At 48.9% G+C, this 16,289-nt stretch carries 4 protein-coding genes, 6 tRNA genes and 6 rRNA genes; 12 read left to right on the top strand and 4 right to left on the bottom strand.

The features are described from left to right. The first annotated feature begins 5 nt into the window (after nucleotides 1-5). The 12 genes from DYB02_RS00660 to DYB02_RS00600 all read left to right on the top strand — a co-directional run bounded on the left by DYB02_RS00660 (nucleotide 6) and on the right by DYB02_RS00600 (nucleotide 10,975). Nucleotides 6-1,558, top strand: a 16S ribosomal RNA gene (locus DYB02_RS00660). A gap of 65 nt (nucleotides 1,559-1,623) precedes the next feature. After that, nucleotides 1,624-1,700: transfer RNA gene (locus tag DYB02_RS00655), tRNA-Ile, on the top strand. Nucleotides 1,701-1,741: 41 nt separating this feature from the next. Then, nucleotides 1,742-1,817 (top strand) — tRNA-Ala (locus tag DYB02_RS00650). A gap of 264 nt (nucleotides 1,818-2,081) precedes the next feature. Next, a 23S ribosomal RNA gene (locus DYB02_RS00645) occupies nucleotides 2,082-4,972 on the top strand. A 91-nt stretch (nucleotides 4,973-5,063) separates the two neighbouring features. Next, nucleotides 5,064-5,179, top strand: a 5S ribosomal RNA gene (gene rrf / locus DYB02_RS00640). Between the two features lie 317 nt (nucleotides 5,180-5,496). Further along, a 16S ribosomal RNA gene (locus DYB02_RS00635) occupies nucleotides 5,497-7,049 on the top strand. An 89-nt stretch (nucleotides 7,050-7,138) separates the two neighbouring features. Next, nucleotides 7,139-7,214: transfer RNA gene (locus DYB02_RS00630), tRNA-Glu, on the top strand. A gap of 2 nt (nucleotides 7,215-7,216) precedes the next feature. Continuing rightward, nucleotides 7,217-7,292 (top strand) — tRNA-Lys (locus tag DYB02_RS00625). A 30-nt stretch (nucleotides 7,293-7,322) separates the two neighbouring features. After that, nucleotides 7,323-7,398, top strand: a tRNA-Val gene (locus DYB02_RS00620). 319 nt (nucleotides 7,399-7,717) lie between these two features. Beyond that, nucleotides 7,718-10,608, top strand: a 23S ribosomal RNA gene (locus tag DYB02_RS00610). A 91-nt stretch (nucleotides 10,609-10,699) separates the two neighbouring features. Continuing rightward, nucleotides 10,700-10,815, top strand: a 5S ribosomal RNA gene (rrf, locus tag DYB02_RS00605). Together the 16S, 23S and 5S rRNA genes with 6 tRNA genes alongside form the textbook arrangement of a ribosomal RNA operon. Nucleotides 10,816-10,884: 69 nt before the next feature. After that, nucleotides 10,885-10,975, top strand: a tRNA-Ser gene (locus DYB02_RS00600). A 936-nt stretch (nucleotides 10,976-11,911) separates the two neighbouring features. Here the strand turns inward: DYB02_RS00600 and DYB02_RS00590 are convergent. From DYB02_RS00590 to hemC, 4 genes are read right to left on the bottom strand one after another with little or no spacing between them, the layout of a single operon-like run. Beyond that, nucleotides 11,912-13,093: a heme biosynthesis protein HemY gene (locus DYB02_RS00590; protein ID WP_024700463.1), complete on the bottom strand. Its 1,182-nt coding sequence runs from the start codon at nucleotides 13,091-13,093 to the stop codon at nucleotides 11,912-11,914. Beyond that, nucleotides 13,093-14,304: a uroporphyrinogen-III C-methyltransferase gene (locus DYB02_RS00585; RefSeq protein ID WP_025522962.1), complete on the bottom strand. Its 1,212-nt coding sequence runs from the start codon at nucleotides 14,302-14,304 to the stop codon at nucleotides 13,093-13,095. The genes DYB02_RS00590 and DYB02_RS00585 overlap by 1 nt, the downstream gene beginning before the upstream one ends. 17 nt (nucleotides 14,305-14,321) lie before the next feature. Next, nucleotides 14,322-15,050, bottom strand: a complete 729-nt coding sequence (locus DYB02_RS00580; RefSeq protein ID WP_021822289.1) for a uroporphyrinogen-III synthase — start codon at nucleotides 15,048-15,050, stop codon at nucleotides 14,322-14,324. Nucleotides 15,051-15,052: 2 nt separating this feature from the next. Beyond that, nucleotides 15,053-15,991, bottom strand: a complete 939-nt coding sequence (gene hemC, locus DYB02_RS00575; RefSeq protein WP_005496374.1) for a hydroxymethylbilane synthase — start codon at nucleotides 15,989-15,991, stop codon at nucleotides 15,053-15,055. Nucleotides 15,992-16,289 lie beyond the last annotated feature (298 nt).

Here is a 16,289-nt window from a genome sequence, read left to right as displayed (position 1 = left end):
ATCTTAAATTGAAGAGTTTGATCATGGCTCAGATTGAACGCTGGCGGCAGGCCTAACACATGCAAGTCGAGCGGAAACGAGTTATCTGAACCTTCGGGGAACGATAACGGCGTCGAGCGGCGGACGGGTGAGTAATGCCTAGGAAATTGCCCTGATGTGGGGGATAACCATTGGAAACGATGGCTAATACCGCATGATGCCTACGGGCCAAAGAGGGGGACCTTCGGGCCTCTCGCGTCAGGATATGCCTAGGTGGGATTAGCTAGTTGGTGAGGTAAGGGCTCACCAAGGCGACGATCCCTAGCTGGTCTGAGAGGATGATCAGCCACACTGGAACTGAGACACGGTCCAGACTCCTACGGGAGGCAGCAGTGGGGAATATTGCACAATGGGCGCAAGCCTGATGCAGCCATGCCGCGTGTGTGAAGAAGGCCTTCGGGTTGTAAAGCACTTTCAGTCGTGAGGAAGGCGGGTACGTTAATAGCGTATTCGTTTGACGTTAGCGACAGAAGAAGCACCGGCTAACTCCGTGCCAGCAGCCGCGGTAATACGGAGGGTGCGAGCGTTAATCGGAATTACTGGGCGTAAAGCGCATGCAGGTGGTTTGTTAAGTCAGATGTGAAAGCCCGGGGCTCAACCTCGGAATTGCATTTGAAACTGGCAGACTAGAGTACTGTAGAGGGGGGTAGAATTTCAGGTGTAGCGGTGAAATGCGTAGAGATCTGAAGGAATACCGGTGGCGAAGGCGGCCCCCTGGACAGATACTGACACTCAGATGCGAAAGCGTGGGGAGCAAACAGGATTAGATACCCTGGTAGTCCACGCCGTAAACGATGTCTACTTGGAGGTTGTGGCCTTGAGCCGTGGCTTTCGGAGCTAACGCGTTAAGTAGACCGCCTGGGGAGTACGGTCGCAAGATTAAAACTCAAATGAATTGACGGGGGCCCGCACAAGCGGTGGAGCATGTGGTTTAATTCGATGCAACGCGAAGAACCTTACCTACTCTTGACATCCAGAGAACTTTCCAGAGATGGATTGGTGCCTTCGGGAACTCTGAGACAGGTGCTGCATGGCTGTCGTCAGCTCGTGTTGTGAAATGTTGGGTTAAGTCCCGCAACGAGCGCAACCCTTATCCTTGTTTGCCAGCGAGTAATGTCGGGAACTCCAGGGAGACTGCCGGTGATAAACCGGAGGAAGGTGGGGACGACGTCAAGTCATCATGGCCCTTACGAGTAGGGCTACACACGTGCTACAATGGCGCATACAGAGGGCAGCCAACTTGCGAAAGTGAGCGAATCCCAAAAAGTGCGTCGTAGTCCGGATTGGAGTCTGCAACTCGACTCCATGAAGTCGGAATCGCTAGTAATCGTGGATCAGAATGCCACGGTGAATACGTTCCCGGGCCTTGTACACACCGCCCGTCACACCATGGGAGTGGGCTGCAAAAGAAGTAGGTAGTTTAACCTTCGGGGGGACGCTTACCACTTTGTGGTTCATGACTGGGGTGAAGTCGTAACAAGGTAGCGCTAGGGGAACCTGGCGCTGGATCACCTCCTTAAACGATGATTACTCACGATGAGTGTCCACACAGATTGATACGGTTTATGTAAAAGAGACGATACTGGGTCTGTAGCTCAGGTGGTTAGAGCGTTCGCCTGATAAGCGAGAGGTCGGTGGTTCGAGTCCACTCAGACCCACCAATTCCTTTTAGGGAGTTGGCATACAGTATCGACACCTTGATGGGGCTATAGCTCAGCTGGGAGAGCGCCTGCCTTGCACGCAGGAGGTCTGCGGTTCGATCCCGCATAGCTCCACCATCTTTAAGCGCATTCGATGAGTGCTTTTAAAAATGGTTACTTCATTAGAAGTGATTAGCTCTTTAACAATTTGGAAAGCTGACAAAACAACAATTTATTGTTGTTTGTAAAGTTCTCAATGTTTGTCTTTAAGACAAACACCAAAATAACACATTCAAGTGTTCTTGGAATTTGAGTCCGGCAAAATCGAGTCTGCATCATGTATAAAAATTGCAGACAACTTTGGTGACTTGTTCATCAGCTCGAAACTCCTTCGGGTTGTATGGTTAAGTGACTAAGCGTACACGGTGGATGCCTTGGCAGTCAGAGGCGATGAAAGACGTAGTAACTTGCGATAAGCCCAGATTAGGTAGTAACAACCATTTGAGTCTGGGATTTCTGAATGGGGAAACCCACTTACATAAGTAAGTATCGTTATGTGAATACATAGCATAACGAGGCGAACCGGGGGAACTGAAACATCTAAGTACCCCGAGGAAAAGAAATCAACCGAGATTCCGAAAGTAGCGGCGAGCGAAATTGGACTAGCCCTTAAGCTTTACACGCGTTAGACGAACGGTCTGGAAAGTCCGACGATACAGGGTGATAGTCCCGTAGTTGACGACGTGTGTTCAGTGAAATCGAGTAGGGCGGGACACGTGATATCCTGTCTGAATATGGGGGGACCATCCTCCAAGGCTAAATACTACTGACTGACCGATAGTGAACCAGTACCGTGAGGGAAAGGCGAAAAGAACCCCTGTGAGGGGAGTGAAATAGAACCTGAAACCGTGTACGTACAAGCAGTAGGAGCAGGCTTTGTCCTGTGACTGCGTACCTTTTGTATAATGGGTCAGCGACTTATATTCAGTGGCAAGGTTAACCATCTAGGGGAGCCGTAGGGAAACCGAGTCTTAACTGGGCGTTCAGTCTCTGGATATAGACCCGAAACCAGGTGATCTAGCCATGGGCAGGTTGAAGGTTGAGTAACATCAACTGGAGGACCGAACCGACTAATGTTGAAAAATTAGCGGATGACTTGTGGCTAGGGGTGAAAGGCCAATCAAACCTGGAGATAGCTGGTTCTCCCCGAAAGCTATTTAGGTAGCGCCTCGGACGAATACTACTGGGGGTAGAGCACTGTTAAGGCTAGGGGGTCATCCCGACTTACCAACCCTTTGCAAACTCCGAATACCAGTAAGTACTATCCGGGAGACACACGGCGGGTGCTAACGTCCGTCGTGGAGAGGGAAACAACCCAGACCGCCAGCTAAGGTCCCAAATTACTACTAAGTGGGAAACGATGTGGGAAGGCTCAGACAGCCAGGATGTTGGCTTAGAAGCAGCCATCATTTAAAGAAAGCGTAATAGCTCACTGGTCGAGTCGGCCTGCGCGGAAGATGTAACGGGGCTAAGTAGTAAACCGAAGCTGCGGCAATATACTTTTGTATATTGGGTAGGGGAGCGTTCTGTAAGCGGTTGAAGGTGTGTGGTAACGCATGCTGGACGTATCAGAAGTGCGAATGCTGACATGAGTAACGATAAAGGGGGTGAAAAACCTCCTCGCCGGAAGACCAAGGGTTCCTGTCCAACGTTAATCGGGGCAGGGTAAGTCGACCCCTAAGGCGAGGCCGAAAGGCGTAGTCGATGGGAAACGGGTTAATATTCCCGTACTTCTTACAATTGCGATGGGGGGACGGAGAAGGCTAGGTGGGCCTGGCGACGGTTGTCCAGGTTCAAGTGCGTAGGCTTGAGAGTTAGGTAAATCCGGCTCTCTTTAAGGCTGAGACACGACGTCGAGCATCTACGGATGTGAAGTCATTGATGCCATGCTTCCAGGAAAAGCCTCTAAGCTTCAGATTGTAAGGAATCGTACCCCAAACCGACACAGGTGGTCGGGTAGAGAATACCAAGGCGCTTGAGAGAACTCGGGTGAAGGAACTAGGCAAAATGGTACCGTAACTTCGGGAGAAGGTACGCTCTCGACGGTGAAGTCCCTTGCGGATGGAGCTATTGAGAGTCGCAGATACCAGGTGGCTGCAACTGTTTATTAAAAACACAGCACTGTGCAAAATCGTAAGATGACGTATACGGTGTGACGCCTGCCCGGTGCCGGAAGGTTAATTGATGGGGTTAGACTTCGGTCGAAGCTCTTGATCGAAGCCCCGGTAAACGGCGGCCGTAACTATAACGGTCCTAAGGTAGCGAAATTCCTTGTCGGGTAAGTTCCGACCTGCACGAATGGCGTAATGATGGCCACGCTGTCTCCACCCGAGACTCAGTGAAATTGAAATCGCTGTGAAGATGCAGTGTACCCGCGGCTAGACGGAAAGACCCCGTGAACCTTTACTACAGCTTGGCACTGAACATTGACCCTACATGTGTAGGATAGGTGGGAGGCTTTGAAGCACGTACGCCAGTATGTGTGGAGCCGTCCTTGAAATACCACCCTTGTAGTGTTGATGTTCTAACGTCGACCCCTAATCGGGGTTGCGGACAGTGCCTGGTGGGTAGTTTGACTGGGGCGGTCTCCTCCCAAAGAGTAACGGAGGAGCACGAAGGTGGGCTAATCACGGTTGGACATCGTGAGGTTAGTGCAATGGCATAAGCCCGCTTGACTGCGAGAATGACAATTCGAGCAGGTGCGAAAGCAGGTCATAGTGATCCGGTGGTTCTGAATGGAAGGGCCATCGCTCAACGGATAAAAGGTACTCCGGGGATAACAGGCTGATACCGCCCAAGAGTTCATATCGACGGCGGTGTTTGGCACCTCGATGTCGGCTCATCACATCCTGGGGCTGAAGTCGGTCCCAAGGGTATGGCTGTTCGCCATTTAAAGTGGTACGCGAGCTGGGTTTAGAACGTCGTGAGACAGTTCGGTCCCTATCTGCCGTGGGCGTTGGAAGATTGAAGGGGGCTGCTCCTAGTACGAGAGGACCGGAGTGGACGAACCTCTGGTGTTCGGGTTGTGTCGCCAGACGCATTGCCCGGTAGCTAAGTTCGGAATCGATAACCGCTGAAAGCATCTAAGCGGGAAGCGAGCCCTGAGATGAGTCTTCCCTGATACTTTAAGTATCCTAAAGGGTTGTCGGAGACTACGACGTTGATAGGTCAGGTGTGTAAGTGCTGTGAGGCATTGAGCTAACTGATACTAATTGCCCGTGAGGCTTAACCATACAACACCCAAGGGGTTTTGATGGACTCGAAGCAAGAACAGAATTGAATGTGTAGAGAACACAAAAACAGCTTTCCGAATTAAAGAATTTGCTTGGCGACCATAGCGTTTTGGACCCACCTGACTCCATTCCGAACTCAGAAGTGAAACGAAATAGCGCCGATGGTAGTGTGGGGTTTCCCCATGTGAGAGTAGGACATCGCCAGGCTTTAATTTGCACTTGCTTAAGATTTAAGCAAGTCACCATAAGGTTCTAATCTTTTTTAGAATTTTATGTTGACTTTCAAAGTGGAAAGCGTATTATACGCACCTCGCTTGAGTGCTAAGGCACTGAAAGCCAAGCTCTTTAACAATATAGACCTATCAATCTGTGTGGGCACTCGTTGATGATAATCCAATTCGATACTTCGGTATCAAATTAGGTTTCAATGAAACGAAGTGACCATTGAATCTTCGGATTCAGCACAGTCAATTCAAACATTACTTTATGTAATGTTCAGTATTCATTGAGCCGAACAAAATCTTAAATTGAAGAGTTTGATCATGGCTCAGATTGAACGCTGGCGGCAGGCCTAACACATGCAAGTCGAGCGGAAACGAGTTATCTGAACCTTCGGGGAACGATAACGGCGTCGAGCGGCGGACGGGTGAGTAATGCCTAGGAAATTGCCCTGATGTGGGGGATAACCATTGGAAACGATGGCTAATACCGCATGATGCCTACGGGCCAAAGAGGGGGACCTTCGGGCCTCTCGCGTCAGGATATGCCTAGGTGGGATTAGCTAGTTGGTGAGGTAAGGGCTCACCAAGGCGACGATCCCTAGCTGGTCTGAGAGGATGATCAGCCACACTGGAACTGAGACACGGTCCAGACTCCTACGGGAGGCAGCAGTGGGGAATATTGCACAATGGGCGCAAGCCTGATGCAGCCATGCCGCGTGTGTGAAGAAGGCCTTCGGGTTGTAAAGCACTTTCAGTCGTGAGGAAGGTGGTAGTGTTAATAGCACTATCATTTGACGTTAGCGACAGAAGAAGCACCGGCTAACTCCGTGCCAGCAGCCGCGGTAATACGGAGGGTGCGAGCGTTAATCGGAATTACTGGGCGTAAAGCGCATGCAGGTGGTTTGTTAAGTCAGATGTGAAAGCCCGGGGCTCAACCTCGGAATTGCATTTGAAACTGGCAGACTAGAGTACTGTAGAGGGGGGTAGAATTTCAGGTGTAGCGGTGAAATGCGTAGAGATCTGAAGGAATACCGGTGGCGAAGGCGGCCCCCTGGACAGATACTGACACTCAGATGCGAAAGCGTGGGGAGCAAACAGGATTAGATACCCTGGTAGTCCACGCCGTAAACGATGTCTACTTGGAGGTTGTGGCCTTGAGCCGTGGCTTTCGGAGCTAACGCGTTAAGTAGACCGCCTGGGGAGTACGGTCGCAAGATTAAAACTCAAATGAATTGACGGGGGCCCGCACAAGCGGTGGAGCATGTGGTTTAATTCGATGCAACGCGAAGAACCTTACCTACTCTTGACATCCAGAGAACTTTCCAGAGATGGATTGGTGCCTTCGGGAACTCTGAGACAGGTGCTGCATGGCTGTCGTCAGCTCGTGTTGTGAAATGTTGGGTTAAGTCCCGCAACGAGCGCAACCCTTATCCTTGTTTGCCAGCGAGTAATGTCGGGAACTCCAGGGAGACTGCCGGTGATAAACCGGAGGAAGGTGGGGACGACGTCAAGTCATCATGGCCCTTACGAGTAGGGCTACACACGTGCTACAATGGCGCATACAGAGGGCAGCCAACTTGCGAAAGTGAGCGAATCCCAAAAAGTGCGTCGTAGTCCGGATTGGAGTCTGCAACTCGACTCCATGAAGTCGGAATCGCTAGTAATCGTGGATCAGAATGCCACGGTGAATACGTTCCCGGGCCTTGTACACACCGCCCGTCACACCATGGGAGTGGGCTGCAAAAGAAGTAGGTAGTTTAACCTTCGGGGGGACGCTTACCACTTTGTGGTTCATGACTGGGGTGAAGTCGTAACAAGGTAGCGCTAGGGGAACCTGGCGCTGGATCACCTCCTTAAACGATGATTATTCACGATGAGTGTCCACACAGATTGATACGGTTTATAAAGTAAAGAGAAGAAGAGTTCCCAAACTCTTCAATCCAGTGTCCCGTTCGTCTAGAGGCCTAGGACACCGCCCTTTCACGGCGGTAACAGGGGTTCGACTCCCCTACGGGATACCATTGGGTCGTTAGCTCAGTTGGTAGAGCAGTTGACTTTTAATCAATTGGTCGCAGGTTCGAATCCTGCACGACCCACCATTATTCTCCACGAAGAATTAAAACTTATGTGGGCGATTAGCTCAGTTGGGAGAGCACCTGCCTTACAAGCAGGGGGTCACTGGTTCGAGCCCGGTATCGCCCACCATTCTCTAAGTATTTTTGGATAGGAATTCCAAACCACTTCAGTAAGACGTATGTGGTTAGAATCTTCGACTCTGAAAGTCTTTAGAAAATGTACTTCCTTGTGAAGAAACATAGCTCTTTAACAATTTGGAAAGCTGACAAAACAACAATTTATTGTTGTTTGTAAAGTTCTCAATGTTTGTCTTTAAGACAAACACCAAAATAACACATTCAAGTGTTCTTGGAATTTGAGTCCGGCAAAATCGAGTCTGCATCATGTATAAAAATTGCAGACAACTTTGGTGACTTGTTCATCAACTCGAAACTCCTTCGGGTTGTATGGTTAAGTGACTAAGCGTACACGGTGGATGCCTTGGCAGTCAGAGGCGATGAAAGACGTAGTAACTTGCGATAAGCCCAGATTAGGTAGTAACAACCATTTGAGTCTGGGATTTCTGAATGGGGAAACCCACGTGCATAAGCACGTATCCTTACCTGAATACATAGGGTAAGGAGGCGAACCGGGGGAACTGAAACATCTAAGTACCCCGAGGAAAAGAAATCAACCGAGATTCCGAAAGTAGCGGCGAGCGAAATTGGACTAGCCCTTAAGCTTTACACGCGTTAGACGAACGGTCTGGAAAGTCCGACGATACAGGGTGATAGTCCCGTAGTTGACGACGTGTGTTCAGTGAAATCGAGTAGGGCGGGACACGTGATATCCTGTCTGAATATGGGGGGACCATCCTCCAAGGCTAAATACTACTGACTGACCGATAGTGAACCAGTACCGTGAGGGAAAGGCGAAAAGAACCCCTGTGAGGGGAGTGAAATAGAACCTGAAACCGTGTACGTACAAGCAGTAGGAGCAGGCTTTGTCCTGTGACTGCGTACCTTTTGTATAATGGGTCAGCGACTTATATTCAGTGGCAAGGTTAACCATCTAGGGGAGCCGTAGGGAAACCGAGTCTTAACTGGGCGTTCAGTCTCTGGATATAGACCCGAAACCAGGTGATCTAGCCATGGGCAGGTTGAAGGTTGAGTAACATCAACTGGAGGACCGAACCGACTAATGTTGAAAAATTAGCGGATGACTTGTGGCTAGGGGTGAAAGGCCAATCAAACCTGGAGATAGCTGGTTCTCCCCGAAAGCTATTTAGGTAGCGCCTCGGACGAATACTACTGGGGGTAGAGCACTGTTAAGGCTAGGGGGTCATCCCGACTTACCAACCCTTTGCAAACTCCGAATACCAGTAAGTACTATCCGGGAGACACACGGCGGGTGCTAACGTCCGTCGTGGAGAGGGAAACAACCCAGACCGCCAGCTAAGGTCCCAAATTACTACTAAGTGGGAAACGATGTGGGAAGGCTCAGACAGCCAGGATGTTGGCTTAGAAGCAGCCATCATTTAAAGAAAGCGTAATAGCTCACTGGTCGAGTCGGCCTGCGCGGAAGATGTAACGGGGCTAAGTAGTAAACCGAAGCTGCGGCAATATACTTTTGTATATTGGGTAGGGGAGCGTTCTGTAAGCGGTTGAAGGTGTGTGGTAACGCATGCTGGACGTATCAGAAGTGCGAATGCTGACATGAGTAACGATAAAGGGGGTGAAAAACCTCCTCGCCGGAAGACCAAGGGTTCCTGTCCAACGTTAATCGGGGCAGGGTAAGTCGACCCCTAAGGCGAGGCCGAAAGGCGTAGTCGATGGGAAACGGGTTAATATTCCCGTACTTCTTACAATTGCGATGGGGGGACGGAGAAGGCTAGGTGGGCCTGGCGACGGTTGTCCAGGTTCAAGTGCGTAGGCTTAAGAGTTAGGTAAATCCGGCTCTTTTTAAGGCTGAGACACGACGTCGAGCACCTACGGGTGTGAAGTCATTGATGCCATGCTTCCAGGAAAAGCCTCTAAGCTTCAGATTGTAAGGAATCGTACCCCAAACCGACACAGGTGGTCGGGTAGAGAATACCAAGGCGCTTGAGAGAACTCGGGTGAAGGAACTAGGCAAAATGGTACCGTAACTTCGGGAGAAGGTACGCTCTCGACGGTGAAGTCCCTTGCGGATGGAGCTATTGAGAGTCGCAGATACCAGGTGGCTGCAACTGTTTATTAAAAACACAGCACTGTGCAAAATCGTAAGATGACGTATACGGTGTGACGCCTGCCCGGTGCCGGAAGGTTAATTGATGGGGTTAGACTTCGGTCGAAGCTCTTGATCGAAGCCCCGGTAAACGGCGGCCGTAACTATAACGGTCCTAAGGTAGCGAAATTCCTTGTCGGGTAAGTTCCGACCTGCACGAATGGCGTAATGATGGCCACGCTGTCTCCACCCGAGACTCAGTGAAATTGAAATCGCTGTGAAGATGCAGTGTACCCGCGGCTAGACGGAAAGACCCCGTGAACCTTTACTACAGCTTGGCACTGAACATTGACCCTACATGTGTAGGATAGGTGGGAGGCTTTGAAGCACGTACGCCAGTATGTGTGGAGCCGTCCTTGAAATACCACCCTTGTAGTGTTGATGTTCTAACGTCGACCCCTAATCGGGGTTGCGGACAGTGCCTGGTGGGTAGTTTGACTGGGGCGGTCTCCTCCCAAAGAGTAACGGAGGAGCACGAAGGTGGGCTAATCACGGTTGGACATCGTGAGGTTAGTGCAATGGCATAAGCCCGCTTGACTGCGAGAATGACAATTCGAGCAGGTGCGAAAGCAGGTCATAGTGATCCGGTGGTTCTGAATGGAAGGGCCATCGCTCAACGGATAAAAGGTACTCCGGGGATAACAGGCTGATACCGCCCAAGAGTTCATATCGACGGCGGTGTTTGGCACCTCGATGTCGGCTCATCACATCCTGGGGCTGAAGTCGGTCCCAAGGGTATGGCTGTTCGCCATTTAAAGTGGTACGCGAGCTGGGTTTAGAACGTCGTGAGACAGTTCGGTCCCTATCTGCCGTGGGCGTTGGAAGATTGAAGGGGGCTGCTCCTAGTACGAGAGGACCGGAGTGGACGAACCTCTGGTGTTCGGGTTGTGTCGCCAGACGCATTGCCCGGTAGCTAAGTTCGGAATCGATAACCGCTGAAAGCATCTAAGCGGGAAGCGAGCCCTGAGATGAGTCTTCCCTGATACTTTAAGTATCCTAAAGGGTTGTCGGAGACTACGACGTTGATAGGTCAGGTGTGTAAGTGCTGTGAGGCATTGAGCTAACTGATACTAATTGCCCGTGAGGCTTAACCATACAACACCCAAGGGGTTTTGATGGACTCGAAGCAAGAACAGAATTGAATGTGTAGAGAACACAAAAACAGCTTTCCGAATTAAAGAATTTGCTTGGCGACCATAGCGTTTTGGACCCACCTGACTCCATTCCGAACTCAGAAGTGAAACGAAATAGCGCCGATGGTAGTGTGGGGTTTCCCCATGTGAGAGTAGGACATCGCCAGGCTTTAAATATCGTTACCCGTACTACGTGTAACAACACCTTCAGTGTACTAATCTGATGATGACAATTTGTGGAGAGATGGCTGAGTGGTTGAAAGCACCGGTCTTGAAAACCGGCATACGTTAATAGCGTATCTAGGGTTCAAATCCCTATCTCTCCGCCACTATACAGAAAGCCTGCAAAGTAATTTGCAGGCTTTCGTCATTTTTGACGTTTGAGAATTAGATGGGGTTTGTATTTAATCCCAAGTTGGTCGTGACCCAGACTCTCTGTACAATTAAGAAGCCTCGCTAGAAATAGCGAGGCTTTTTTTATTTCAGCGCAAGCTGGAAATGAGAGGGGGTTGTCCCAATCTGGAAAACTAACTGGTCAGGTCTATCCATCTTCTCGAAGACATTTTGGTGACTCTTTTGGAGCTATCCAAAAACCGATTTCATGCATCGCAGACTTTGGAGATGATGTCATCGTAACCCGTAAAAGATTGGTGGCTAAATAGCGTTGTTTCAACCCACTCCAGACTTGTTCGATAGAGTTTAGCTCTGGAGAAGAAGTTTGATGACACTGACAGTTTTAAAGTCATTGGCTTTATCTTTTATGCATTGGCTCAATTGCTCTCTTTGCTCGGAAGTTAAGAATGGTGGTCTTCCTGTTCTTGGCTTTTCTTGTCGTCCTTCCAGCCATTCTTCAAGAAAGGTTTGAACCTACTTATTGACACTGGTTCGGCTTACCTTGAGAAACTTGGCGATTTGTGTACGTGAGTGTCCATCTTTGAAATGAGTAAGGGTCAGTGGCCTCATTTTCATCTGAATGGATTTTTGCTGACTTGCGAGTTTTTTAACGTCGATATTATTGAGGCTGTCCATAGCGGATCAGTTCTGTGGGTCATGTTTTTACTTAGATTGGTATTACTTGTCTGCTGAGTGGTGCTCATTGGCGCGGGTGGAGAAATGCCAAAAAACGATAAGGGTCAAACTGTAGCGAGTAGTTTAAGAGAGGAGCTGGGTTTCTAGTTAATTTAATACGTGTTGATGGTTATGGATAAATGGCAGGCAATAAAAAAGCCGACAGTTTACTGTCGGCTTGATAATGTTGTTATTAGTTAGTCGTGCTGAACTAGCATCAGAGCTTTACGAGAGACTTCATGAGCTGCTTTGGTTAGATTTTGCTTCTCTAGTGTGTCTGCTAGGAAAGCATAGTCAGATACGTCTGAGCGAAGTTTTAGAGCTATTTCAAAGTGCTCCTGAGCTTGTTGCCATTTCTCTTGACGGAAGTAGAAGTGTGCTAGAGCGCTGTGTGCCGCTGCGTTGTCAGCTTCTTTCTTTACTACGCCTTCTAGGAAGACTACTACAGGATGGATATCTGGTAGGTTTAAGTCTGGCAGTAGTTGGTAAAGTTCTGGTTCAGGCTGCTTTTTCAGTGCTTCTTTTAGTACGGTAAAGGCTTCGGTATCGGCTTTACGAGCGATAAGCTCACGTGCAAAACAAGCAATAAGATGCGTGTCTTGCTTCACTTTACGAGCCAGACTGTTCCAATGAGAAATTAGCCCTTCGCTACCTTGTTGTTGCGCGACTTCATGCAGTAAACCACATTGTGCTTTCTGAATCAGTTCTGCTTGCTCTTCTTCCGTTACTAGCTTTGCTTTCGCCAGTTGTGGCATTAGGTCAATCAATGGCTGCCACAATTTAAGCTGCATGTAAGTTGTTTTGAGTAAGTTCAAGACAATCGAGTTATTTGGGTATTGGCCTTTTAGAGATTGCAGGGTATCGAAAGCGGCTTCGAACTCATTATCACGAATAAATTGCTTGGCTCGAGTCAGTTCGACAGCGAGATGAGCATTCTCCTGTTGGCTAGCTAATGCAAGATAATGATCGCGTTTTGCTTTATCACCTTGACCTTGAGCTGCTTCAGAAGCAACGAGGTAGCAAAGTAGTGGCATATCGTGGTGATTTGCCCAACGAGTGACTTTCTTCTCTGCACCTTTCCAATCACCTTCAAGGAGCTTGATAATGCCTTCATTGGTGTAGCGACGAGAACGACGCATTTTACGTACGCTGAAGTAGTTCCAAGTGCTTGAGCTCGCGTAAACCAATTTTTTAATCAGGTATTCAAGGAGGAAAAGACCAGCTAGCGCAGCGATAACGAAGATCACCAAAGTGGTCACGCTCATTTCGATGGTCTTGTTTGCTATTGAGATCAGTACATATCCTTGTTGACCAGAAAACTGAGTACCGGCAAATAGACCTGCACCTAGAACGACAAATAGGAAAATAAGGCGAATCATTATTTATCCCCCGTACCTGTCATTGTTGTCACTTCACGACGTAGTCGCTCACGAATCACATCCGATAGCTGAGATTGGCTTTCCAGTTTTGCAGGGTACTCAACTTGAATATTTTGTTGGCTTAATTGGTTGAGTGCTTTGTTGAATTCTTTCACCGCATTGTCGTCTTGATTGAAGAAAGCCATCGCCCACTTGTCAGCTGTCGTTAACGACGTGGTGTAGATTTCGCCTTGCTCTTGGTAAACCGCTTTGATTGCTGTTTCCAGTTTGGCCTTGATGTTTTCTTTTAAATAGAAATGCTGCTCTGGAGACAATAATGGGATGACGTTGCCATCGCGAGTACGGAAAGTAATAAAGTTCTCAGAGAAGTCTTTCAGAGAGGTCATCAAATTATCTTGCCAGTTTGAAATGTCTTCTGATACTTCATGTTGAGCAACGACTTGGGCTTCCGGCAGTAGTGCATTTGCTAGAGGTAACTTATCTACTTGCTGCTGTAGAGCGGTTAAACGCAGAACAAGACCGTCACGGTCAATCAATGGGACAGTGCGCAGTTTGGTAATGTCGTTTGCCATCGCTTTACGCAGTTTAACTAAGCTTGGATCGTTTAGCGCGGCAATACGTTGGTCTGCGCTTTCCATTAGTTGAGTTGCGCTTTCTACGTCATGCTCTAAGAACAGTTTACGACCAGCCAACTTCACAAGGTAATCCGCCTCTGCCAATAGCCAGTCGTTCGGACGTCGGCCTTTCACATCTGCGACGGCGAGTTGTAAACTTTCAATGCTCTTTTGTTGTTGACCAAGCACCACTTCTGCTTTGTGCGTTACTGTGGTCGCTTTCTCGATGGTTTCTTCTTTAACTTGGTTTAGCTCTTGCTTCATCGAAGCTTGCGCTTTTTCTAGTTGGTTTTGTAGCTGAGCGATTTGGGTTTGGTAATCAACTTGTTGCTCGTGAAGTTTATAAGCGAGACCGCCACCGAAGATGATTGAAAGAATGATCGCTACTGTGCCGAGCTTGACGCCACGTTTGCCTTGCTTCTCTTCAAATTCAACCTTTGTTGGTTCTGCTGGTTTTGCAGGCTCAACCGGTTTAGAGGCTTCCTTTTTAGATTCAGCATCCTTTTTCGGTGCGTCTTTTTCAGCTAGCGGTGCCGATGAGGTTTCTTCGGAAAGGTTTTTATCGTTATTTTTTTGGTCGTTATTTTTACTTGTCATGCCTATATCCTGTGTAGCTAGGGCTGGAGAGCAGCCAGTAATTCTTGGTTGGATGCGCTTCCTGTGCACCTCACCCGAGTGAACCCCCTTTGAATTGCAATGTCAGCGATGCGCTGGCTGGGGATATACAACTCTTGTTGATTAAGCCAAGTCAATTGCTCTGACGTCAATTGGCTGCACAAATAATCCAGTTGTTCACCACTGGTGACGACGATCTGGTCAATTTGTAGGGTTTTCCATAGTGAGACACAGCTTACTGGATCGAATGGGATGAATTCTCTCTTGTAAGTCTCACTATAGTGAACTTTTGCTCCGCGTCTCACCAATGCATCTTTGATCAGCTCTCTTCCTCCGTTACCACGAAGGATAAGAACCTGCTGCTGTTCTACATTCTGTAACGCTGGAAGTCGCAATAAGTGTTCACTATCACTGACTTCGGGATAGTGTACTTTCTGTTGGGTGCATTTGCTTAAATAGTGTGCTGTTTTTTGACCAACGGCAAGGTATACCGCTTGTTTCGGCCATGATGCGTCATTGCTGGTTAGGATTTGCTGGGCGCATTGCACGGCGTGTCGGCTAACGGCGATAACTATTTGAGCTTGATGGAGATGAGTCGTGAGGTGCGTGTCCGTGAGATCGGCAACAATGTCGATCAGCGGATGGTGGTGTGCGGAAATGCCGTGCCTTTCGAGCAGAGAGCAAAGCGCGCTGCCTTGCTCTCCCGGCCGAGTGACCAACACTGCCATGATTAATCGTGGTCTGCGTACAGCTTGGTTAGAATGTCGCGGGCACCGTTATCAAGTAGCTCGTTAGCCAACTGGATACCGAGCGCTTCTCCATCTTTACGGTGACCACGCACTTCGCCACGCACAATTTCGCTGCCATCTGGTTCTCCGACGAGCGCGCGAAGCCAAATTTCATCACCTTCAAGTAGCGCGTAGCTACCGATTGGCACCTGACAGCCACCTTCAAGAGTCAGGTTCATGGCACGTTCGCACAACACGCGATCGGCAGTGTCTTTATGGTTGAGTGGCTCCAGAAGTTTGAGTAAGCGTTCGTCGTCTACGCGGCATTCAATACCGACTGCGCCTTGGCCAACCGCTGGCAGTGATTGTTCTGGTTCGATAAAGCTGCGAATTCGGTCTTCCAATTTCAAGCGCTTTAGACCTGCGGCTGCAAGAATGATAGCGTCGTACTCACCCGCATCCAGTTTGCCAAGTCGAGTCCCCACGTTGCCACGCAGTTCTTTGATAATGATGTCTGGGCGGTATTCTTTCAGTTGGCATTGGCGACGCAAACTGCAAGTACCGACGACCGCACCTTGAGGGAGTTCATCAATGCTGCTATAGGTATTAGAAACGAAGGCGTCGCGAGGGTCTTCGCGCTCGCAAATGGTCACGAGGCCAAGGCCTTCAGGGAAGTCGACAGGTACGTCTTTCATTGAGTGCACGGCTAGATCGGCGCGGCCTTCAAGCATGGCAACTTCAAGTTCTTTAACGAACAAGCCTTTGCCACCAACTTTAGCCAGCGGTGTATCCAAAATCACGTCACCTTTGGTCACCATGGTTACCAACTCGACTTCCAAGCCAGGATGAGCGGCTTGAAGAGCGTCTTTAACAAAATGAGCTTGCCATAGTGCAAGTGGGCTTTTTCGAGTTGCAATGCGAATTGGTGTGGATTGGGTCATGATCTTCTCAATGCTGTTTGGATTTGGCTTTATCCTACCATTCTCATAAAGAAATGCTTACTGTTAGTTAGTTATCTCGTGGGGCTAAGGAAGGATTTACATAAGGTTGTGAAAATAGTGTGACTGGATTCTCAATTAGACTAAGGACTATTATTAGTTAGAGGCGATTACAAGCGACACTACCGCGTCTTCATTTTTGTGACTAAAGTATGGTTTTACGTCCGGTGCGAATTACGGGTGGAAAACTTTACCAACTCCAATGAAAGTGTTAAATTGATCACGTTTTTAGGCCGTTTTG

Source organism: Vibrio parahaemolyticus (assembly GCF_900460535.1).
In the GTDB taxonomy this organism is placed as follows: domain Bacteria; phylum Pseudomonadota; class Gammaproteobacteria; order Enterobacterales; family Vibrionaceae; genus Vibrio; species Vibrio parahaemolyticus.
The sequence above is the reverse complement of the archived record's forward strand: the minus strand, read 5'-3'. Positions and strand labels throughout refer to the sequence as shown.